Here is a 21,443-nt window from a genome sequence, read left to right as displayed (position 1 = left end):
TGCCTTTCAAGATGTTGGACTCTCTGATTTATGGTTTAGCGGACAGTAATAATTCGAAAATTTTTCTTGCGCAACCCTTGTGGAAGTCCACTTCCCCGTTTTCGAGTGGTTTGTAGCATGCCAGGCAATTATCCATCGTTCACCTCGCTTTCTTCAAAAGGTATGATGCTGATGTTCCCGATGCAATCCTTGCAGCAGGCAAGCAGCAGTGAGAAACGGTCGCGGGCCGATATCTTCCAGCTCTGTTCTGCGATATCAAGCAGCCATCCCTCTGGTATAAGCCCGTCAAAGAACGGTAATAAAACATCGTCGCGGTAAGGGGATTCCTGAAGCGGAAGTGTCAGACTGACCGGTGTCGGATTCCCGGAATTCAGATAACGGGTGTCGTAACGGAATTCATAGCCCATATCGTCCTCGGTCAGGATACCGGCAAGAGTGTTATCGATGAACACGTTGGCTTTCTTCATGATCCGGAGGTTTTCGTCGGTGTCATTTCGACTCCGAACAGTTTAAGCACCTGATTGACTTTATCAAGGCGCAATGTCTCCTTACCTTGCTCCAGTTCACGGACAAAACGCAATCCCACACCGGATTTTTGCGACAGGTCGACCTGCGTCAGCCCGTATTGCTTACGTTTTTCTTTCACATATTTTGCCAATGGTGTCATAGAAAATATACCCTTTATGGTGCAAAGATATGAAAAACGAGGGATATTGCACCATAAAGGGTATAAAATATTGCAAGTCCGACCTTATTATACCCTAGAGGGTATGAATGGCTATTCCTCCGACTTCATGGCGGGGTATGTGGGGTCGGAAGCGGGGTCGGGGGCCATGTGGTTGAAGCCTTGGGCGCGGAGGGGCATTTCGGTGCCGTCGCGGGTGACAAGGGCGCAGCCGAGGCTCTCCTTGGTGATATGGCCTATGACCTTCACGCCGGGGAGATCCTTCACCTTCTCGTGGTCGGCGAGGGGCACGGTGAAAAGCAGCTCGTAGTCCTCGCCGCCGTTGAGGGCGGCTGTCACGAGGTTCATCCCCAGCTCCTCGGCCATCACTGCAGTCTGGTAGTCGATGGGTATTCGGTCCTCGTAGACACGGCAGCCGGTATGTGAACCCCTACAGATGTGGAGCAGCTCGCTCGACAGACCGTCGGACACGTCGATCATCGAGGTCGGCTTTATACCTGCACCGGCGAGCGCCTGCACTATGTCGCGGCGCGCCTCCGGCTTGAGTTGCCTCTCCACGAGATACTCCTTGCCGTCGAATTTTGGCACGAAATCCTTTTGCCCGGCGGAGGCCGTCTTTTCGCGTTCGAGCAGCTGGAGGCCCATGTAGGCCGCCCCGAGGTCGCCGCTCACGCAGATCAGGTCGGTGTCCTTGGCTCCGTCGCGGTACACGATGCCGTCGGCGGGGGCGTCGCCGATGCATGTCACGGAGATCACCAGCCCCTGGCGCGAGGCTGTGGTGTCGCCGCCCACGAGGTCGACGCCGTAGACGGCGCATGCCGTGCGCAGACCGTCGTATAGGGCGTCGATATGCTCTACGGCGAAGCGTCGCGAGATGCCGAGCGACACCACGATCTGGCGCGGCGTGCCGTTCATGGCGTAGATGTCGCTGAAGTTGACCACGGCGGCCTTGTAGCCGAGATGCTTAAGCGGCACGTAGGTCAGGTCGAAGTGCACGCCTTCGAGGAGCATGTCGGTAGTGACGAGCACGTCGGTGCCGGCGTAGCGCATCACTGCCGCGTCGTCGCCCGTGCCTCGCAGCGAGCTTGCATTGACGAGCGGAAATTCGCGGGTGATCCGGTCGATTAGGCCGAACTCCCCTATCGAGGATATTTCAGTGAGATTCTGTTCCATGATGTGTATGATATATATAATGTGCGCCCCCACCGGTGGAGAGGGCGCTCTTTATTTTTGGTTGCTCTGTGGTCAGGAGCGCTTGACCAGTTCGGTCATTATCTCCATCATCTTGGGCTGTGCGGCTGCGGCGGCCTTCTGCACCTCTTCGTGCGACACCTTTTCGACGATACCTTCAACGCCGAGGTCGGTGATCACCGACACTCCGAACACTTCCATGCCCATGTGGCGCGCCACGATCACTTCGGGAACGGTCGACATGCCGACGGCATCGCCGCCGATGATGTGGAAGTAGCGGTACTCCGCCGGGGTCTCGAACGTCGGACCCTGAGTACCCACATACACTCCGTGCATCACACGGATACCTTTCTCGGCGGCTATCTCCCTGGCGCTGTCGATCAGGCGGCGCGAGTAGGCCTCGCTCATGTCGGGGAAGCGCGGGCCCCACTCCTCGTAGTTCTTGCCGCGCAGAGGATGCTCGGGGAAGAGGTTGATGTGGTCGGTGATGATCATTATGTCGCCGATCTCAAACTCGGGGTTCATCCCTCCGGCGGCGTTGCTGACGAAGAGTGTCTTTATGCCAAGCTCGTGCATCACGCGGATGGGGAAGGTCACTGTTTTCATGTCGTAGCCTTCGTAGAAATGGAAGCGGCCCTGCATGGCCATGACGGGACGGTCGCCGAGGCGTCCGAAGATAAGGTTGCCGCTATGCCCCTCTACGGTCGACACCGGGAAGTTGGGGATCTCGTTGTAGGGGATGTACTGCTTGTCGGTGATCGAGTCGACAAGCGCGCCCAGACCTGTGCCGAGGATGATGGCGGTGGTGGGGACGGGGGCGGCTACACGCGTGCGGATATATTCTGCTGTTTCTTTTATTTTCGCTAACATGGGATTATAACGGTGTACTTGAAGTTATGGTTTGAAAAGATGAGTCATTTAACACGATGCATGTCCGGCGTCATGCGGTTATTTCCTTACCTGTGAGGAGGCCGAGTTGAAGTCCCGCAATGCCCGGCGTATCTCCATGTCGAACGGGTTGGCGTTCTGCGGCATCTTCTGCGGCATGAATTCCACCTTTATGGGCAGATAGAACGTGGCCCCTTTCAGTTCGGGCGGGAAATACGGGTTGTTGGCCATGCGCACCGAGTCTTTTTCGGTGGTGATGATGTACTTGTGCTTGCCTTCGAGGTGCGAATAGGCTTTCGACAGTTCGGCGAAATCGCGACGTGTGAAATTGTGGTGGTCGGGGAAGCGCAGCACGCTCACCTTGGCCTTGAAGCCCCTGGCATAGCGCAGGAGCGGCCGCGGGTTGGCTATTCCGGTGACAACGAGCACGGCATCGTCAGGGTTGAGCCATTCCAATCCGGGCACGTAACGCACTTCATCGGGGAACACGCTTACCAGATGGCCGTAGCGGTAATGCGAGAAGTAGAGGCGCTGGAACGGGAACAGCTTCAGGTTGTCGTAGATGATGCTCACGTCGCCGGGGCGTATGTCCTGCGGGCATTTTGTCACTACTATTATGTCAGCGCGGAGCAGTCCTTGCATCGATTCGCGCAGACGGCCGAGCGGGAGCATCTCGTCGTTGTAGACCGGACGGTGCCACTCGGTGAGCACGATTGATGTCGATGGCTTTACGTGACGGTGCTGGAAGGCATCGTCGAGCACTACCAGATTGATCGACGGGTCAAGCCTCAGCAACTCGTTGATACCTTTCACACGGCTCTCGCAGACAGCCACGCGGATGTCGTGGCCGTATTTCTGGTATATCTGGTAAGGCTCGTCGCCGATGTCGCCCGGTGTCGAACGCTTGTCGGCGAGTATGAAACCCTTGGTGCGCCGGCGGTATCCGCGCGACAGCACTCCTATGTTGTATTCCTGCCTGAGCAGGTCCACCACATATTCCGTGTGGGGGGTCTTGCCTGTGCCCCCTACGGCAAGGTTGCCGATGACGAGCACCGGCACCGGGAAAGTATGCTCCTTGAGGACGTGCCAGTCAAACAGCTTGTTGCGCACAGCGGTGACCATACCGTATATCCACGATAACGGTCGGAGTATCAGCGTGTCGACAAGTCTGTTGTGGCGCATGGGGTTGCTGGCTTGATTGTTGTCAGGGTTCTACCGTGAATGGCATGCGCGCCTGCACGGGGTCCATCGTACCGAGCGACTGTACGGTCTTGTAGATGGGGTAGGCGGCGCCCAGCTCTTTCTTGATGGCTTCAGTGCGCATCTGGGCATTGCTCATGATGAGTTTTTCCCACCATGTGCCTTCCGGGTCGGGATATTCGACGATGGAATATGAGCCTTCGGAATTTTCCTCGGCCAGGGCCATGATGCAGTCGTTGAGGGTGCCGAGCCGGTCCACCAGGCCTATTTCAATGGCCTTTGTCCCGGCCCATACACGCCCTTCGGCGATGGCCTTGATGGAGTCGACAGGCATGCCGCGGCCTGCGGCGCAGCGTCCGACGAATGTCTCGTAGCCACGGTCGATCATCCTCTGCATGGCCTTGCGCTGCACGGGTGTGAATGGCCTGATGATGCCCATCGCGGCGTTGGGGTTGGAGGCGATGAGGCTGTAGTTCACGCCGAGATGCTTCTCCATCATACCTTCAATGCTGGGCACCATGCCGAATATGCCTATGGAGCCGGTGAGCGTGGTGGGCTGGCAGAATATCTTGTCGGCCCCGCAGGATATGTAGTATCCTCCGGAGGCGGCCACGTCGCCCATCGACACGTAGAACGGCTTGTCCTTTGTCTTGAAGTATTCGAGCGCCTCCCATATCTGTTCGGAGGCGTAGGCGCTGCCGCCGCCGGAGTTCACGCGGAGCACGAGCGCCGATATGTCGTCATCATCGGCGAGGTCGTAGATGAGGGGTGCCATGTCGGCGCCGACTATACCCTCGTCGCCCTCCTGTACGATGTCGCCCACGGCATACAGCACGGCTATGCGGTAGTCGGGCTTGGATGCTTCCTTCAGATACTTGTGGGGATATGACTGGTTGAGGTATTCCGACGGTTTCACCAGGCGCAGGTCGTCGTCATCGTCAATGCCCGACATGGCCTTGAGCGTCTGTTCGGCGTCGTGGCGGTAGCGCAGCGAGGTGACCACCCCGCGAGAGGGGTAGGTGGCGGGGTCCTCGGTGACTATGATGCTGTCGGCCCAGGCGTTTATCACGGCGGGATCCACGTTGCGCCCCGATGCGATGGCGGTGCGCACGTCGCTCCATATGGGGTCGAGGTATTCACGCGTCTGCCTTATGTTGGCCTCGCTGGGGGCGGTGAGCAGGAACGGCTCGACGGCGCTCTTGTATGTGCCTACCTTGAACACCTGGACATCTACCCCGAGCTTGTCGAGAAGCCCCTTGAAATAGAGCAGCCCGGCTCCGACGCCATGTATGTCGACCTCGCCGACTGGGTTGAGCCAGAGCGAGTCCGCGGCGGAGGCCACGATATAGTCGCTCTGGGCATAGCTGTCGGCGTAGGCGGCCACCCACTTGCCGGAGTTGCGGAAAGTGTTGACTGCCTCGTTGACCGACATCAGCGTGGCCACTCCGGCCGACACGCCTCCGCAGTCGAGATACACGCCCTCGATCTTGGGGTCGGTGGCAGCGATCTTGAGCGCGTCGAGAAGGCGGTTGAGTGATATCGAGTTGTTTTCCACTCCCTGCAGCTGCTGCATAAGTGTCGTGCCTTGCTCGCGCTCCACGATTTCCGAGGAGAGGTCGATGTGGAGTATGGAGTGGCTCTCTGTCGCCGGATGCTGCTGCCCTATGCTCATGAGCATCATCTGTATCATCATGTAGATCATGCCGAAGAAGCCCAGGAGTCCTGTTATGAAGATGCCGGCTACTACGGCCAGGGCGGTCATGCAAAATTGCTTGAAATTCATATTGCTTTTTCTTTATCGTGCCGCCGGAGGGTGCGACGTTCACATCGCGGCGGGTACTATTCCTCGCAAAGTTAGCAATTCATGCCAACAAATGCAAAAGCATATTCCCAAAGCTCCGGATTTATTTTCAGATAAGTAACTTCTTATAGGTAAAATGTGCAATAATATGCGTATTATCTTGAATTTACAGGTCAGTTTCCGGCAAGCTGTCATTCGGTCATGCCGCGCAGTGTGCCACGGCGCAGTTCTTCCTGAAAAATTTCATAGACAAAAGCCGGACTTTCGACATACATGCCGTTGTCGGGGCGGCATAGCGCATCGAATGTTTCGGAGTTGTGAAACAGCAGCAACGCTTCCTCCAATCCGACATTCTGTTCTTTCATGATCCATTCGACCACTTTGGACGTAATGTATTCCACCAGAAACTCAAATGTGTTTTCAGAAGAGTATGTCATAAGGCTGTCAGGTATGATGTCGCTCGACGGGGATGATTTTTCTTTCAGTTCGACCACGACCGCGACGCCCAATGCGTCGGAAATCTTGTTTATGGTAGAGAATGTTATGCCTCGTCCGTTCTCGATTTTCGATATTTCCGACTTGGTGACGCCGACCTTTTCACCCAATTGCTGTTGGGTGAGTCCAAGTTCCTTTCTGCGTTTCAAGAACAGCAGGCCTATTTCATCGAATTTCGTTTTCATGATCATGGACGCAAAGATAATAGAAGTTTCCAATAATGGCAACACTCCGATTGGTGAAGTTGTTAAAAAATAATCCATGGTTTTCGCAGATGCCTGGAAAAGCTGTGGAAAAACCTGAGATGAGTGAATGTCCAAATTCACACCTTTTTTAAATCCTATGTTTCAGAATATTTTGTAATTTTGCAATCTAAACGCGCCAGTGCAGACAAAGACCACACAATATAAGTAATAACTTATATACAATAACGGAACACCCTTGTAGCCGCAAAAGGTTTGGTCGCCTGTCTGCCTACTCGGAAGTTTTCCACTTTTTATGAAATTTAGTTTTGATCGTTCTAAACACGTTTTCTATTCGCCGGAGTTTGAGGAACTTATTAAAGATACAATAAGGTTCTTCAATGGAACTCCCATACAGCCTATGCCTCCTTTGGAAGATTTTGAAGGAGCTGGAGTATATGCACTATATTTTATTGGGAAAAACGGTTTATATAAGGACTTTCATGAAATAAATAGATTAGATTTTAGACAACCTATTTATATCGGCAAAGCCGTACCTCGTGGATGGCGACAAGGACGTGTTCCGATAAGTTCTTCACATGAGCTTTACAGAAGATTATGCGACCACGCAAAAAGTATAGGCGCAGCTTCAAATTTGGATATGAGCGATTTTCTTTGCCGTTTCATGATATTGGAAAATGCAGCAAGCAATTTGATCGGTACGGTTGAAGCAGCTTTGATTAGAAACTATAACCCGTTATGGAATTGTGTTGTCGATGGTTTCGGAAACCATGATCCCGGTAGCGGAAGATATAATCAAGAGCGTTCAGAATGGGACACATTGCATCCTGGACGAAATTGGGCTAATCGTTGCGCGGAGCCTTCCAAATCGATTGAGGACATTTTCAAGAGTATTGAAATTTATTTTAGTGATTTCAACAATGTGTAATTGTCTTGAAATATTTTCCGGAGCTGGAGGATTAGCGACTGGAATAGGTCTTGCAGGTGTTAATCATACAGCTTTTGTTGAATGGAACAGCGATGCTTGTAAGACGCTTAGAAGAAATTACGATGGAAGAATCGTATTTGAGGAGGATATACGGACTTATGATTTCTCACAGTGTCATGGTGTAGACATTGTTGCGGGAGGTCCTCCTTGTCAACCTTTTTCCATGGGAGGCAAAGCAAAAGGTGATCTCGACAAACGAGATATGTTCCCTTCTGCAATACGTTCCATACGAGATTTATTGCCTCGGGCATTTTTTTTTGAGAATGTGAAAGGACTCTTACGTCCAAATTTCAAATCATATCTGGATTATATCCTGCTTCAACTTCAATATCCTACAATCCACAATGCATACGAGGATTGGAATTCACATATTGACAATATCGTCAAACAAAGTAAGAATATCCCGCTTTCAGAACAATATGAAGTACAAATTCACTTAGTTAATGCGGCGAACTATGGCGTACCTCAAAAACGTGAGAGAGTGATAATTGTTGGCTTCAGGAAAGACCTTGGTATTTCTTGGTCTCTCCCGCCCGTAACCCATTCCTTCGATTCCCTACTTTGGGAAAAGTATGTGACCAATTCTTATTGGGACAGGCATAAAATAACACCATCCAATGAAGAATTTTCTGATTTCGGAAGGATGAAAAATATGTTGTCATTGAAATATGGTTTTTTCCCTCCAGACTTACTGCCGTGGAGAACAGTTAGGGATGCTTTGATAAATATTCCCCAATGTGATGATCAAGACTATTTTCCTTCTGAACATATAATACGAGACGGCGCAAGAGAATATCCCGGTCATACCGGAAGTCCAATAGATGAACCGGCCAAAACTATTAAGGCTGGCGCACATGGTGTTCCCGGAGGCGAAAATATGATAAAATTTCAAGATGGTTCATTCCGTTACTTTACAGTATTTGAAGCTAAACGTTTGCAAACATTCCCTGATAATTACCAAATAATCGGTTCATGGACAGAAGCGATGCGCCAGCTTGGAAACGCGGTCCCTGTTAAACTTGCGCAAACGATTAGTTCGTCAATTCTTGCTTGCTTGGAATGAATCGCAATGCGATAAGATAATTTAAACAGCGTTCAAGCGACGATAAATTTATATGTTATACAATAGTTAGTAATCATCGAACAGTACATGCTATAATTATTTGGCATTCAAAGTCTTATATAGTCCCAGATCCATTCTCGAAATTTATTGGCACACAAATAGGCACACAGAAATCATCGAACTATGTATCAGTGAATTTCACGAGTAGGCAAATACGTATATGGAAACTTTTCACCGTGGAGATAATGTGAATCCCAATTTATCCTAATATTGCGAATGACACTATCCTACAACTACAGGGATTGTTTTTCATGGTGAGGGGGGAATCAAGCAAAAACGGGGGCTTGGGTGTTATAGGATTTTAAGACATCCTCGTTTTTGTTTAATTTTGCGAATCTTTCACGGAATATGAGTATTATGAAGAGATATGTAGTTTATCTGACGGTAGCGGTGATGGGTGTGGCCGTTATGGCATGCCGCGCCCGCAGAGGTGATGCGACGGTGATGCCACAGGAGCGCCCCGAAAGTATGGTGGTGGGTCATAGTTCGATGATTCCCAAGGCTGTGGTGTATCGCACCAACGGCCCGTTTGCCGACAATGTGCCGGTGACTATGAACCGCGACCGCAGCCGTATCGTATCTTTCCCGGATCCGTCCGACGTGCGCGGTGCGTCTGCGCCGGTGCTCCTTGCCGACGGTTATCTGCTTGACCGGCGCGGGGTTGGGATAAACACCGCATTCACCCGCTACACTTATTCCGAGTATGCCGCGATGGAGTCCGCGCCGTCGGTTGAACGTCTGCGCGAGATGGTCATCCCGGGGTCGATCGTCACGGATCTCGTCAAACTGCCGTTTCCGCTCTCCACGGCTCTGTCCGACACGGCCCGGGTCAACCGCATCATCCGTCAGGGATTCCCCGACTGCGAGGTGGTGGTCGAGCGCAAGGCCGTTGCCCCGTTTCTGTAAACCCCGTTCCATTTAAACATCAGTAACAATCTGAAATTCAAGAATAATGATATTGTTTCCTAACGCAAAGATAAATTTAGGGCTTTATATCACAGGCCGACGACCAGACGGTTACCATGACCTGCTGACGGCGTTTTATCCCGTCAACTGGCACGACATACTTGAGATAGTCCCCGCCCGAGGGGAGGACACCACGCTCACTGTCACGGGCCGGGGCGTCGACTGCCCGCCGGAGAAGAACCTTGTGATGCGCGCCTATAGGGCTTTGGCTGAGGTGGCTCCCCTATCCTCCGTCGACATATACCTCCACAAGGTGATTCCCGACGGCGCAGGCCTCGGGGGAGGCAGTGCCGACGCCGCCTTTACCATCCTCGGGCTTAACAACCTTTTCAGCCTCGGGCTGGCCGCCGATGAGATGGCACGTGTGGCCGCACGCATCGGCGCCGACTGTCCTTTTTTCATTTACGACCGTCCGATGCTCGCCACGGGCATCGGAGACGTGTTCTCTCCCTGCGAGGTGTCCCTTGCGGGAGTGCCGGTGCTTATCGTGAAGCCCGACGTGCACGTGTCGACCCGCGAGGCATATGTCGGTGTGACCCCGCGCGACCCGGACGTTGATTTAGCCGGGCTGCTTGCCGGGCCTGTCGCTTCATGGCAAGGGAGGTTGGTGAATCAGTTTGAGCAGAGTGTCTTTCAGGCCCATCCGGAAATCGCCGGGCTGAAGTCTGCCATTCTCGGCATGGGCGCGGCCTATGCGTCGATGTCAGGGTCCGGTTCGGCTGTGTTCGGCATATTCCCGGGCGCTGACAGTGACAAGTTGTCACGCGAGGCTTCCATCCGGTTCGCCGGCATGGAATTCTTCGTGTCGACCAACCGGATGTAGAGGAACGCAGGAATTTAACATTTGTCATTAAACGTCCTCTGAATGAACGTTATCGCCACGTCGGCGGTTATTATAGATAGATAATATGGGAATTTACGGCATTGTTTTTGCAGTAAAATAACCGGATAGACCGATGAAAAGAAAAAAGACCAAGCATATGGACAAGAATAAGAATCATGGAAATGCCGCCGCGCCGCAGAATCCGGTTGATGGCGAGATTTCTGTCAATGACATTGATAATGAGTTTGTAGAGCAGCAGGACGCCGAGGCCGCTAAGGATATCGCCAATGAGGAGGCCGACCGCGCGGCCGCCCTTCAGAAAGAGCTTGACGACACCCGCGCACAGCTTGAGAAGGAGAAGAAGGAGTATCTTTTTCTTATGGCCGAGTTCGACAATTTCCGCAAGCGCACGCTCAAGGAGAAGAGCGAGCTGATAAAGAACGGCGGCGAGAACGCCCTGAAGGGCCTCCTCCCGGTGATCGACGATTTCGAACGTTCGCTCGATGCCATCAAGGCCTCCGACGACGCCGCTTCCATCCGCGAGGGTGTCGAGCTGATCTACAACAAGTTCGTGAAATATCTCGAGCAGAACGGCGTGAAGCCGATAGATTCCGCTCCCGGCACAGTCTTTGACACCGAGCTGCATGAAGCCGTGACGACTTTCCCCGCTCCCGACGAGAGCCAGAAAGGCAAGGTGATCGACACCGTGCAGAAAGGCTATACTCTCCACGACAAGGTCCTGCGCCACGCAAAGGTGGTAGTGGGACAATAAAATCCGGCCGTTATGGACAACAAACGCGATTACTACGAAGTGCTCGGCGTGGACAAGAACGCCACTCCGGAGCAGCTCAAGAAGGCCTACCGTAAGCTGGCCTTGAAATATCATCCCGACAAGAATCCCGGCGACAAGGCTGCGGAGGAGAAGTTCAAGGAGGCCGCCGAGGCCTACGACGTGCTCTCCGATGCTGACAAGCGCGCCAAGTACGACCAGTGGGGCCACTCTATGGGTCCTTCCGGCTTCGGCGGCGGTGGTGGCGGCGGCTTCCATGCCGGCGGCATGTCGATGGAGGACATTTTCGCCCATTTCGGCGACATCTTCGGCGGCGGCAGCTACGGAGGGTTCGGCGGATTCGGTTCGGCGGCCGGTGGCGCGCCGCGTCGCCGCAGGCAGCCCAAGGGGAGCGACCTGCGCATAAAGGTCAAGCTCACCCTCAGCGAGCTTGCCACGGGTGTGACCAAGAAGCTGAAGATTCCGCGTTTCGTGCAGTGCCAGCATTGCAACGGCACTGGTGCGAAGGACGGCACGGCTTTCCAGACGTGCCAGCGCTGTCATGGTTCGGGAGTGATCGAGCACGTGCAGCAGACATTCCTCGGCCCGATGCAGTCTACCTCGACCTGTCCCGACTGCCAGGGTGAGGGAAAGACCATCACCCAGAAATGCCAGTACTGTGGCGGCGAGGGCATCGTGCGTCAGGAGGAGGTGGTGGAATTTACCATCCCTGCCGGCGTGAGCGACGGCATGACGCTGCAGCTCAAGGGTAAGGGCAACGCCGCGCGCCACGGTGGCGTGAACGGCGACCTGCTCGTGGTTATCGAGGAGATTCCCGACCCGGAGCTGATACGCGACGGCAACGACGTTGTCTACAACCTGATGCTCGACATCCCTACGGCAGCCCTTGGCGGTTCGGTCGAAGTGCCGACCATCACCGGAAAAGCACGCGTGAAGATTCCCGCCGGGACTCAGCCAGGGAAGGTGCTCCGCCTGCGTGGCAAGGGCCTCCCCTCGCCCGAGGGCTACGGAAACGGTGACCAGCTCATCAACATCATGGTCTACATCCCCGAGACCCTCAACGACACCGAGCGCAAGGCCATAGAGAGCCTTCAGGGACAGCCCAACATCAAGGCCGACGACTCTATCAAGAAGCGCATCTTCTCTCGCCTGCGCCACATCTTCAATCCCGAAAACTGAGAGGCTTTTTAAACCACCTCTTAGAAACCTTTAGCATCCTCTATAATCTATTACCTCGGAGAGGCCGTGTCTTGCAACATCGATTGCGACACCGCTTCTCCGAGGCTTTTTAGAGGTTGTTTAAAAACAAAAGTGAAATACCGGGCTGTCGGATTTTCAGGGAAATCGGATTTAAGACGAAGGAGCATAGTGGGCTATGTGACTGAGATGCAAATGCGATTTCACAAAAATCCGGCAGCAGAAAGGTAATTTCCGTTTCCGATTATTTCAGTATGTTAAAATATAATCTTTATCCATGACCCAATTAGAATACCCTTAGTTTCGCATCTTTGGATGCCCTTCACCTTTTGATTCAGTCGCATAGCCCACTATGCTCCTGAATCCGCAAGGCGAAATTCATCTCAAATCTGCGAACCCGGTATTTCACTTTTGTTTTTAAACAACCTCTTACATATGCCGGAAAAATAATTCAGTAAAAATTTGCATATATCGTTGGTTTGGTTGTAAATTTGCGATGTTCTTAGTTGGTTTATGCCAATGGTATGACTTGAAATATTACCAATCTTGATTTATCGCAATTATGAAAACACAGCGTTACAAATTTGACGAGACGTGGATGAGGTCCATCCGCCTCATGCCGTATATCAGTGTGGAATACACCGAGCGGATGATCCGCGACTATATCGAGGGGAAGAGGACCGAGGAATATGTCGATCACGAATTCTGCGAGACATATTTCGAGTGCGCATGGGTGGTGATAAAGGCCGAGGTCGATGCCCGCAAGGCGCGTAACGAGCGTGCGCGGCTAAAACGTGTGGCCCGTCGCGATGCTATCCTTGCCGAGGCTGCCCGCTTAAAGGCCATCGAGGATGAGCGCATTGCCCGTGCGGAGGCCGCCCGCAAGGCGGAAGCTGAGGCTGCGGAGGCCGCCAGGAAAGAACGTGCCCGAAAGCGTCGCGAGCGCAACATCGACCGCACAAACTGCATCACCCGGCAGAGAAAGCCCGCTGCCACCCGCAATCTCTCCTCATGTGCAGTCCCGACCGCTATGCAACCGTCAACCTCCACACCACCCTCAATCGCCATTCCTCCGTCATTCTCCAAACATCCGTCAATCGCCCCACAACCGAAGGGAGGCGTCCAACGTCTTATCACCATGATTCGTCCCGCCTACGAGGTGCAATCGCCTGAATCCCAACGTAGGGATGTACCCCCGGTACATCCGTGTCCATAGATCCTCGCCTCGCCGTGCATCGGATGCTTCGGGAAGCATCCCTACTATCCCATGTAATCATTTTAGATACTTACGTTCGGAAAAGTACAAGTGAGCTTGTTCTTTTCTCTCGACTTATTCGTATCTTTGTGGACTCCGCGGTTGCGGATTGAACGGAAAAAGTAAGAAATAGTAAAAAATAAAGAGATAAACGCTATGTTCAGTAAAGATACATATGTGGAGCGCAGACGCCGTCTGGCCGAGAAGGTGGGCGACGGACTGATACTGCTTTTAGGCAACGACGAGACGGGGCGTAACTTCGAGGATGCCACCTATCCATATCGCCAGGACTCGACTTTCCTGTATTATTTCGGTCTCCCCTATGCGGGGCTTAATGCCGTGATCGACGCGGACAGCGGCGAGGCCATACTTTTCGGCGACGAGCTTTCGATAGACCATATAGTGTGGATGGGCACCCAGCCCACACTTCATGAGAAGGCCCACGGCGTGGGCGTGGAGCATATGATGCCTTCCGGCAGCCTGCGCGGCGTGCTCGACGATGCGCGCAAGGCTGGCCGGAGAATACATACCCTGCCGGAATACCGCGCCGAGCACACCTTGAAGCTGTGGCGCCTGCTCGACCTGAAGCCGGGCGAACACACCCCGTCGGTGGAACTGATACGCGCCGTGGTCGACCAGCGCAACCACAAGAGCGCCGAGGAGATCGCCGAGATAGAGCGTGCGTGCGACGTGACCGCCGACATGCACATCGAGGCCATACGCTGCGTGCGCCCGGGCATGTATGAATATGAGGTGATGGCGGCTCTCGAAAGGGTGGCCGCAGCCAACAACTGCACCTTGTCGTTCAACACCATCTGCACAATCAACGGGCAGACCCTCCACAACCCCTACCATGGCAACCTGATAAAGCCGGGCGACATGGTGCTCGTGGATGCGGGCGCCGAGACGCAGTCGGGCTATGCCGGCGACATGACTTCGACCATCCCCGCCGACCGCAGGTTCACGCCGAGGCAGAAGGCTGTCTACGACGTGCAGGTGGCCGCGCACCAGGCTGCGGTGGAGATGCTGCGGCCGGGTGTGCCTTTCATCGACGTGCACAACCGTGCCGCAGAAGTGGTGGCGCAGGGCATGAAGGACCTCGGCATGCTGCGCTGCTCCGCGCAGGATGCCGTCGAGAGCGGTGCTTATGCCCTTTTCTTCCAGACCGGGCTGGGCCACCTGATGGGCCTCGACGACCACGACATGGAGAACCTCGGCGAGGTGTGGGTGGGCTACGACGGCAAGCCGAAGTCCACGCAGTTCGGACGCAAGTCGCTGCGCCTCGCGCGGCCGCTTGAGCCGGGCATGGTCCACACGATAGAGCCGGGGGTCTACTTCATACCGGAGCTTATCGACCTTTGGGAGAAGGAGGGTCGCTTCGCCGACATGATCGTCTACTCCGAGGTGGAGAAGTGGCGCGACTGGGGCGGCGTGCGCAACGAGGAGGATTTCCTGATCACCGCAGACGGCCATCGTCGCCTCGGCAAGAAAATCCCACTGACCACCGAGGAGGTCGAGGACATGAGGGCAGAGTAGGAGACAGTATTGAGAGGTGTCGGGCGGACTGTTGAACGGTCTCCGGGCACTCTCCCTTGAATCAGAAAATTTTTAATCATGATAACATTTCTTGTGTGCCTGGCGGCGTTGATTGGTGCGTATTTCATCTATGGAAGGTATCTTGACCGCCAGGCGGGAATCGACAAGGATCGGCCCGTTCCCGTCGACCGGATGGCGGACGGGGTAGACTATATTCGCCTGCCGCGATGGCGCACGTTTCTCATACAGCTGCTCAACATCGCCGGCACAGGCCCGATATTCGGCGCCATACTCGGCGCATGCTTCGGGCCGGTGGCATTCGTGTGGATAACGCTCGGCGGAATATTTTTCGGCGCCATGCACGACTATATGTCGGGGATGATGATCGTCAGGGGCGACGGGCGCAGCCTGCCCGAGATTATCGGCCGGTATTTCGGCGTCGGCGTCAGGGACCTCGTAAGGGTGTTCTCCATATTCCTTATGGTGCTTGTCGGCGCGGTGTTCCTGTTGAGTCCGGCGCAGCTGCTCGGCACATTGGTGCCCTCCGTCTCGCAGGCATGGTGGGTCGGGATCATCCTCGTCTACTACATCGTGGCCACGATGCTCCCTGTCGACAAGGTTATAGGGAGGCTCTATCCTGTGTTCGGGGCGGCGCTCATCGCCATGGCCCTCGGGCTGTTCGGGGCGCTCCTGTTCGGCGACTATTCGATTCCGGAGATGACGACGTTCCACAACTACCAGCTCAACGCCCACGACCTTCCTATCATGCCCGCGCTTTTCATCACCATAGCGTGCGGCGCTATCTCCGGATTCCACGCCACGCAGTCGCCGATGATGGCCCGTTGCGTGGGCAACGAGACTGAGTGCCGGATGGTGTTCTACGGGGCCATGATCTCCGAGAGCGTCATAGCGCTTATATGGGCCGCCGTGGCCATGGCATTCTTCGGTGGTGCGGGGGCTCTGAGCCAGACTATGGCCGACAACGGCAACAATCCGGCGTGGGCCGTCGACGTGATATCGCGCGGCACGCTCGGCGCTGTAGGGAGCGTGCTGGCCATGCTCGGTGTGGTGGCCGCGCCGATCACTTCGGGCGATACCGCTTTCCGTTCCGCCCGACTGATGATTGCCGACATATTCGGCATCGACCAGCGTCCGGTCGTGAAGCGCTTCTTTATATGCATACCGTTGTTTGCCATCGGGTTCGGCATCACGCTCATTGACTTCGGGGTGCTTTGGCGCTATTTCGCATGGGCCAACCAGACACTCGGCACGGTCGTGCTGTGGAGCATCGTGGTATGGCTCGCGTCGCGCGGCAAGAATTTCGTGCTAGCCATGGTTCCCGCCGTGTTCATGACTTATGTCATCACTTCGTTCATGTGTGTCGCCGACCAGTTCTTAGGCATCGAGAACAGGGTGCTGGCATATTCGCTCGCAGCCGTGGCCACCCTGGCGATAGCCGCCGGGATAGTGGCGAGGCGCGTGATGCCCTACGTGGCCCGTCGCAAGGAGCTTGTGGCCGACTGACGGCTACGACTCGCCCCAGCGGTGGCGCAGCGGATAGCGCTCGGGATGGATCAACAGCCTGAGCGACGTAGGGTAGGTGAAGTATGCCCATGTCCAGTTGACGAGCACCGCCACCTTGTTGCGCATGCCCAGGATGGATATCAGATGGACGAACATCCACGCCATCCATGCCGGCCAACCTTTCAGGCGCATGTGCGGCAGGTCGGCCACTGCACGTCCGCGCCCGATGGTGGCCATCGAGCCTTTGTCGCGGTAGCGGAACGTCGTGTCCCACGAGCGCCGGTTGAGGTTGCGGGCGAGTGTGCGTGCCTGCTGTATGGCCACCTGTGCCAGCTGCGGGCAGCCGTGGGGATATGCTTCGGAGGCATGGACGGATATGTCGCCTATCGCCATCACCGAGTCACCCAGTCCGGTGGCGCGGTTGAACTCGTCGACGATTATGCGGCCTCCATGTCCGAGTTGCAGCGGCGTGCCCCTCACCTCGAATGATACCGACGTTACCCCCGCCGTCCATATCACCATGCCGGAGTATAGCGTGCCGCCGTCGGAAAATGTTATAACGTTGTCGGCGTATGACTGCATGCGCCGCTCCGTCTGCACATCGACCAGGAGCCGTGAGAGAGCCTTCAGCGCATATTCCGACGCCGAGCTGCTCATGGTCTGGAGAAGCCTGTCGGAGCCTTCGACAAGGGTGATCGTCATCTCGTCGGGGCTTATCGTGGGATATTCGCGCGTGAGGAGATAACGCTTCATCTCGCCGAGCGCGCCTGCTATCTCCACCCCTGTGGGCCCTCCCCCGACAACCACGAAGCTCAGCAGCCTCCGGCGCGTGGCGCTGTCGGGGCATATGGCGGCGCGCTCGAAGCGGTCGAGAATCTCGTTGCGGCAGCGCAGCGCTTCCGAGGTGCGTTTGATTGTGAACACGTACTTGTCGAGTCCGGCCATTCCGAAGAAGTTGTTGCGTGTGCCGGCGGCGATCACCAGCCTGTCGTAGGGGATGGTCTCATATTGCGTCGTCACCGTCTTTTCCGAAGTGTCGATATGGCGCACCTCGCCGATGTGGTAGGCCGGGAGTGGGTGGAGCTTGCGCATCTCGCGCCGGAACGGGAAGGCTATGCTGGCCGGATCGAGCCCCGCCGAGGCTATCTGGTAGAAGAGGGGAGGGAAGCTATGGTAATTGTTGCTGTCCACGAGGATCACGTCGTAGAGCCGGCGGTCGAGATGCTTGACGAGGTATATCCCCGCGAATCCACCTCCGATCACCACTATTCGCTGCTTGGCTGACATTGGATAATTGTTATTTTTGTCTAAATCGACTCATTTTCTAACTTAATGACGTAACTTTACACGGAAATGCCGGTCTGAATTATGTCCCGCCACGCAATGGCTCATAGGCATGGGTGACGACGACGACCGGTAATGTCAATCCGCATTTTGTCGCAATGAAAATGAAGTATCTGAAATATATACTGTTTTTTGCAATATTATGTTCATCCGCAGCGCGGATGTGCGCCCAGATCAACACCGACCAGGTGATGCGTGTGGGGCAGAATTCGCTCTATCTGGAAGATTACGTGCTGTCGATACAGTATTTCAACCAGGTGATAGCCGCCAAGCCTTATCTGGCGCAGCCCTATTTCTACAGGGCCATAGCCAAGATCTCGCTTGAGGACTATATCGGCGCTGAGGACGACGCGTCGACGGCCATATCCCACAACCGCTTCATCACGGGCGCCTATGAGGTGCGCGGCGTGGCGCGTCAGAACCTGGGCAAGCTCAAGGAGGCTGTCGAGGATTACGACCGCGCCCTTGAGCAGCTTCCCGAGAACCGCAGCCTGCTCCTAAACAAGGCGCTCGCCCTGGAGGAACTTAAGGATTTCAAGAAATCGGAGGAGACCTATGCCGAGCTTTTCCGCTACCACCCGCGCTACGACAACGGCCTTGTGGGGCGTGCGCGTCTCTATCTGGCCATGGGCGACACGGCCAAGGCGAGCGCCGACATTGACCATGCCCTCCAGCTAAACAAGAACAATGTCAACGCCTATGTGATGCGCGCTGACATAGCGATCAATTCCGCGAAGGACTATGCACGCGCCCGCGATGATATGGACGAGGCCATAAAGCTCCAGCCGCAGTTTGCCGGATACTTTGTCAACCGCGCGTTCCTGCGTTATCAGCTCGACGACTATTTCGGTGCGATGGCCGATTTCGACTATGCCGTGCAGCTAGACCCGACGAGCGTGCCGGCGCTTTTCAACCGCGGACTGCTGCGCGCCGAGGTCAATGACAACAACAAGGCCATCGACGACTTCAGCAAAGTGCTCGCGCTTGACCCCGACAACTACAAGGCCATGTACAACCGCGCGCTCCTCTCGAAGGAGATCGCCGACTATGCCGGCTCGAACGCCGACCTCGACCGTGTGATCGAGGAGTTCCCGTCGTTTTCGGGCGCATATTTCGTGAGGTGCGAGAACTACCGTCTGATGGGTGAGCGCGCCAAGGCCGAGCGCGACTACGACCGTGCCATGGCGCTTTCGCGTCAGGCCGTTCCCGCCGACGAGGGTGCCGATGTCGACCCGGATGCCGGCGGCTCGCGTTCCGACCGCGACGAGACGCAGGAGCAGGTGGCGGCTCGCTTCACGTCGCTTCTCACCGTCGACGACAATGCCCGCGTGAAGGAGGACTACGCCACCGAGGGTATCAAGGGACGTGTGCAGGACCGCAACCTGTCGATAGAGGTGGAGCCGATGTTCACGCTTTCATACTATGTCACCACGACGGAGATAAAGGAGGTGCCATATTATATAAAGGAGGTGGACGATCTCAATGCGACGCGTGCGCTGCGGTTCCTTCTTATGACCACCAACCGCGAGCCGCAGCTTTCCGACGAGGAGGCCATAGAGAAGCATTTTTCCTCGATCGAGTATTACAACGGTTACCTTGGCACGCATACGCCGCGTGCCGTCGATTATTTCGGGCGTGCGATGGACTACTACACGCTCCACAACTATGCCGCCGCCGTGGCCGACCTTGACCGTGCCTTGGCGCTCGCTCCCGACTTTGCCCTGGCCTACCTGCTGAGGGCGAACGCCCGCATGAAAAATGCCGAGATGGACCGCCTGTCGCGTGACACCAACCGCGAGGGCATCCTTCCCGAGATGGCGGGGCAGACCTCGAAGATGGTGGCCGCGGAAGTGATTTCCGATCTCGACAAGGTGATAGAGTTATCGCCTCGCATGGCGATCGCCCACTACGACAAGGGCAACATGCTGCTCAATGCGGCCGACTACACCTCGGCGCTGAGCGCCTACACCAAGGCGATAGAGATCAAGCCCGATTTCGGCGAGGCCTACTACAACCGGGGGTATATCTACCTGAAGCTCGGGAACAAGGATGCCGGCGTGGCCGACCTGAGCAAGGCCGGAGAGCTTGGCATCGTCCCGAGCTACAATCTGCTGAAGCGGTTTGCCCGTTGAGGCTGCCGCCGTGGCGTATGTCATGTGCGAGGGTGTGTCATAATGGCTCATCTGGGTCGTCGCTATCGACATTTGGCTTTGGTCACGTAGGGAACTACGCTCCCATCAGCCTCAGTCTCAGCTCCTACCATCTTAGGCCATTCTGACAGCACCCTCCCGTCCGGATACAAAAACGGCGGTAGTCAGATTTCGGTGGAGGCGAACAGCCGGAGCACTTCCGGTGAGAGGTATTCGCTTATCGTATAGTACGGCACCGGCACGTCGATGCTTCCCGTGGAGTATGGGGCTATGTCATAGGGATTGTAGTGGAACACGATGTTGTAGCCTTGGAGATAGAACTCCTTGCTTAGGAAAATCTGGTCGGAGAACACGCCTTTTCCGTTCAAATCCTTTAGGGAGCTTACTCCATACATCTTCATCAGTTGGTTCTTGACGGCATCCAGAAGCTTCTCGTCGCTGCCCGGTCGGAATGCCAGTTCCGGAGTGATCACACGTGCGGAGTCGAAATCATAGTTGATGAAGCGGGATACGCTCATGCCGTGCGCGCCTCCGTCGTATATGGAGCTCATGACCTGATATACTATAAAATTGGGGTTGAACGTCACCGCCGATGCGATCTTGTCGTTGTAGAGCGTCATGGCCAGCTTTTGTGTGGGGATACTGTCGACAGGCTCCATCTTGTAGATATCTTTTCCCCGTGGCGCCTCAAGCGCGGCCAGTATAGTCTCGTCGATCGATGCTTTCGGGCTTTCATATATGGCTGCCATCAGGGAGTCCTGCAGCGGCTTTATGTTGAATGCGCCCATCTTGTCGGGCCACTGGATGGTGACGGAGACTTTGCTGTAGACAGGAATCGAGTCGTTGAACACCGCATTGGCTCCCGTGTACGAGTAGTCGCGTTCAGCCGATTTTATCGTCTGCACTACCTGGAAGTTGTTGATCCGGGAGTCGCTTTCGGGTGCATTGCTGTTTTTTTTGCTGCATCCGGTAATTGTTGTCGCTGCCGCGAGCAATGTAGCGCAGTAGAGATGGATATGTTTCATGAGTTTCTGTTTTATTAATTATAGATATGGTTAGTATCTTTGTAACGGATAGCAGTACCGTTTTGATTATTCGGGTAGATAAAATTAAACAATATTCGGAAACGGCCGGTTCAATGACGGATTTGAATCTAATGTGAATGTATGTTAAAATTACGGACGGATGTATCTGGTACATACTTAGTTATATGGAGTGATATGTTTTACAACATAAAATTCTTGTTGAAAAATTTGGAGGAGAACGTGGAAGTGTCTAACTTTG

Annotated in this window: 19 protein-coding genes; 10 read left to right on the top strand and 9 right to left on the bottom strand. The window is 54.9% G+C overall.

All coding sequences use genetic code 11. The features are described from left to right. Positions 1-128 precede the first annotated feature (128 nt). The 7 genes from QZ303_RS09060 to QZ303_RS09030 all read right to left on the bottom strand — a co-directional run bounded on the left by QZ303_RS09060 (position 129) and on the right by QZ303_RS09030 (position 6,445). On the bottom strand, positions 129-467 hold the full coding sequence (locus QZ303_RS09060; protein ID WP_295731902.1) for a HipA N-terminal domain-containing protein: 339 nt from the start codon (positions 465-467) through the stop codon (positions 129-131). Continuing rightward, positions 464-667, bottom strand: a complete 204-nt coding sequence (locus QZ303_RS09055) for a helix-turn-helix transcriptional regulator (protein WP_295731900.1) — start codon at positions 665-667, stop codon at positions 464-466. The genes QZ303_RS09060 and QZ303_RS09055 overlap by 4 nt, the downstream gene beginning before the upstream one ends. A gap of 111 nt (positions 668-778) precedes the next feature. Then, positions 779-1,858 (bottom strand): thiamine-phosphate kinase, encoded by a 1,080-nt coding sequence (thiL, locus tag QZ303_RS09050; protein ID WP_295731897.1) that lies wholly within the window; start codon positions 1,856-1,858, stop codon positions 779-781. A 72-nt stretch (positions 1,859-1,930) separates the two neighbouring features. Next, positions 1,931-2,746, bottom strand: coding sequence for a purine-nucleoside phosphorylase (locus QZ303_RS09045; RefSeq protein WP_295731894.1), 816 nt, complete (start codon positions 2,744-2,746; stop codon positions 1,931-1,933). Between the two features lie 78 nt (positions 2,747-2,824). Continuing rightward, positions 2,825-3,946 (bottom strand): tetraacyldisaccharide 4'-kinase, encoded by a 1,122-nt coding sequence (gene lpxK, locus QZ303_RS09040; RefSeq protein WP_295731892.1) that lies wholly within the window; start codon positions 3,944-3,946, stop codon positions 2,825-2,827. Positions 3,947-3,968: 22 nt separating this feature from the next. Then, the gene (gene sppA, locus QZ303_RS09035; protein WP_295731890.1) at positions 3,969-5,747 is read right to left on the bottom strand and encodes a signal peptide peptidase SppA; all 1,779 of its coding nucleotides are present in this window, start codon (positions 5,745-5,747) and stop codon (positions 3,969-3,971) included. Between the two features lie 209 nt (positions 5,748-5,956). After that, positions 5,957-6,445 carry a helix-turn-helix domain-containing protein gene (locus QZ303_RS09030; protein ID WP_295731888.1) on the bottom strand — a complete coding sequence of 163 codons (489 nt, stop codon included), beginning with the start codon at positions 6,443-6,445 and terminating at the stop codon, positions 5,957-5,959. A gap of 313 nt (positions 6,446-6,758) precedes the next feature. On the opposite strand from QZ303_RS09030, the gene QZ303_RS09025 reads away from it, so the two are divergent. The 9 genes from QZ303_RS09025 to QZ303_RS08985 all read left to right on the top strand — a co-directional run bounded on the left by QZ303_RS09025 (position 6,759) and on the right by QZ303_RS08985 (position 16,665). Further along, positions 6,759-7,391, top strand: coding sequence for an Eco29kI family restriction endonuclease (locus QZ303_RS09025; protein WP_295731886.1), 633 nt, complete (start codon positions 6,759-6,761; stop codon positions 7,389-7,391). Further along, positions 7,357-8,514, top strand: coding sequence for a DNA cytosine methyltransferase (locus QZ303_RS09020; RefSeq protein ID WP_295731884.1), 1,158 nt, complete (start codon positions 7,357-7,359; stop codon positions 8,512-8,514). Before QZ303_RS09025 ends, QZ303_RS09020 begins: the two co-directional genes overlap by 35 nt. Positions 8,515-8,931: 417 nt before the next feature. Further along, positions 8,932-9,480: a hypothetical protein gene (locus QZ303_RS09015; RefSeq protein WP_295731882.1), complete on the top strand. Its 549-nt coding sequence runs from the start codon at positions 8,932-8,934 to the stop codon at positions 9,478-9,480. 46 nt (positions 9,481-9,526) lie between these two features. Beyond that, positions 9,527-10,363 carry a 4-(cytidine 5'-diphospho)-2-C-methyl-D-erythritol kinase gene (gene ispE, locus QZ303_RS09010; protein WP_295731880.1) on the top strand — a complete coding sequence of 279 codons (837 nt, stop codon included), beginning with the start codon at positions 9,527-9,529 and terminating at the stop codon, positions 10,361-10,363. 133 nt (positions 10,364-10,496) lie between these two features. Further along, a complete protein-coding gene (locus tag QZ303_RS09005) occupies positions 10,497-11,135 on the top strand; it encodes a nucleotide exchange factor GrpE (RefSeq protein WP_295731878.1) in 639 nt (212 codons plus the stop codon). 12 nt (positions 11,136-11,147) lie between these two features. Beyond that, positions 11,148-12,332: a molecular chaperone DnaJ gene (gene dnaJ, locus QZ303_RS09000; protein ID WP_295731876.1), complete on the top strand. Its 1,185-nt coding sequence runs from the start codon at positions 11,148-11,150 to the stop codon at positions 12,330-12,332. A gap of 580 nt (positions 12,333-12,912) precedes the next feature. Beyond that, the gene (locus tag QZ303_RS08995) at positions 12,913-13,566 is read left to right on the top strand and encodes a hypothetical protein (RefSeq protein WP_295731874.1); all 654 of its coding nucleotides are present in this window, start codon (positions 12,913-12,915) and stop codon (positions 13,564-13,566) included. 195 nt (positions 13,567-13,761) lie between these two features. Next, a complete protein-coding gene (locus QZ303_RS08990) occupies positions 13,762-15,141 on the top strand; it encodes an aminopeptidase P family protein (protein WP_295731872.1) in 1,380 nt (459 codons plus the stop codon). Between the two features lie 78 nt (positions 15,142-15,219). Continuing rightward, positions 15,220-16,665 (top strand): carbon starvation protein A, encoded by a 1,446-nt coding sequence (locus QZ303_RS08985; protein WP_295731870.1) that lies wholly within the window; start codon positions 15,220-15,222, stop codon positions 16,663-16,665. A 3-nt stretch (positions 16,666-16,668) separates the two neighbouring features. Here QZ303_RS08985 and QZ303_RS08980 read toward each other — a convergent pair whose 3' ends face one another. Beyond that, positions 16,669-17,952 carry an NAD(P)/FAD-dependent oxidoreductase gene (locus QZ303_RS08980; protein WP_295731868.1) on the bottom strand — a complete coding sequence of 428 codons (1,284 nt, stop codon included), beginning with the start codon at positions 17,950-17,952 and terminating at the stop codon, positions 16,669-16,671. Between the two features lie 155 nt (positions 17,953-18,107). On the opposite strand from QZ303_RS08980, the gene QZ303_RS08975 reads away from it, so the two are divergent. Then, on the top strand, positions 18,108-20,141 hold the full coding sequence (locus tag QZ303_RS08975) for a tetratricopeptide repeat protein (protein ID WP_295731866.1): 2,034 nt from the start codon (positions 18,108-18,110) through the stop codon (positions 20,139-20,141). Positions 20,142-20,323: 182 nt separating this feature from the next. Here the strand turns inward: QZ303_RS08975 and QZ303_RS08970 are convergent, their stop codons facing one another. Next, a complete protein-coding gene (locus tag QZ303_RS08970; protein WP_295731864.1) occupies positions 20,324-21,184 on the bottom strand; it encodes an RsiV family protein in 861 nt (286 codons plus the stop codon). Positions 21,185-21,443 lie beyond the last annotated feature (259 nt).

Origin of the sequence: uncultured Muribaculum sp., assembly GCF_910583865.1 — a bacterium.
In the GTDB taxonomy this organism is placed as follows: Bacteria; Bacteroidota; Bacteroidia; order Bacteroidales; family Muribaculaceae; genus Muribaculum.
Note: the sequence above shows the minus strand (reverse complement) of the source record. Positions and strands in the feature narration are given on the sequence as shown.

Excerpts from the sequence above, each read along its gene's own strand:
- QZ303_RS09005 (WP_295731878.1), top strand. The coding sequence starts at position 10,497 with ATGAAAAGAAAAAAGACCAAGCATATGGACAAGAATAAGAATCATGGA.
- QZ303_RS08970 (WP_295731864.1), bottom strand. The coding sequence starts at position 21,184 with ATGAAACATATCCATCTCTACTGCGCTACATTGCTCGCGGCAGCGACA.
- QZ303_RS09015 (WP_295731882.1), top strand. The coding sequence starts at position 8,932 with ATGAAGAGATATGTAGTTTATCTGACGGTAGCGGTGATGGGTGTGGCC.
- ispE (WP_295731880.1), top strand. The coding sequence starts at position 9,527 with ATGATATTGTTTCCTAACGCAAAGATAAATTTAGGGCTTTATATCACA.
- QZ303_RS08980 (WP_295731868.1), bottom strand. The coding sequence starts at position 17,952 with ATGTCAGCCAAGCAGCGAATAGTGGTGATCGGAGGTGGATTCGCGGGG.
- sppA (WP_295731890.1), bottom strand. The coding sequence starts at position 5,747 with ATGAATTTCAAGCAATTTTGCATGACCGCCCTGGCCGTAGTAGCCGGC.
- QZ303_RS09025 (WP_295731886.1), top strand. The coding sequence starts at position 6,759 with ATGAAATTTAGTTTTGATCGTTCTAAACACGTTTTCTATTCGCCGGAG.
- QZ303_RS08990 (WP_295731872.1), top strand. The coding sequence starts at position 13,762 with ATGTTCAGTAAAGATACATATGTGGAGCGCAGACGCCGTCTGGCCGAG.
- QZ303_RS09030 (WP_295731888.1), bottom strand. The coding sequence starts at position 6,445 with ATGAAAACGAAATTCGATGAAATAGGCCTGCTGTTCTTGAAACGCAGA.
- QZ303_RS08995 (WP_295731874.1), top strand. The coding sequence starts at position 12,913 with ATGAAAACACAGCGTTACAAATTTGACGAGACGTGGATGAGGTCCATC.
- QZ303_RS08985 (WP_295731870.1), top strand. The coding sequence starts at position 15,220 with ATGATAACATTTCTTGTGTGCCTGGCGGCGTTGATTGGTGCGTATTTC.
- QZ303_RS09060 (WP_295731902.1), bottom strand. The coding sequence starts at position 467 with ATGAAGAAAGCCAACGTGTTCATCGATAACACTCTTGCCGGTATCCTG.
- QZ303_RS09045 (WP_295731894.1), bottom strand. The coding sequence starts at position 2,746 with ATGTTAGCGAAAATAAAAGAAACAGCAGAATATATCCGCACGCGTGTA.
- QZ303_RS08975 (WP_295731866.1), top strand. The coding sequence starts at position 18,108 with ATGAAAATGAAGTATCTGAAATATATACTGTTTTTTGCAATATTATGT.
- thiL (WP_295731897.1), bottom strand. The coding sequence starts at position 1,858 with ATGGAACAGAATCTCACTGAAATATCCTCGATAGGGGAGTTCGGCCTA.
- dnaJ (WP_295731876.1), top strand. The coding sequence starts at position 11,148 with ATGGACAACAAACGCGATTACTACGAAGTGCTCGGCGTGGACAAGAAC.
- QZ303_RS09055 (WP_295731900.1), bottom strand. The coding sequence starts at position 667 with ATGACACCATTGGCAAAATATGTGAAAGAAAAACGTAAGCAATACGGG.
- lpxK (WP_295731892.1), bottom strand. The coding sequence starts at position 3,946 with ATGCGCCACAACAGACTTGTCGACACGCTGATACTCCGACCGTTATCG.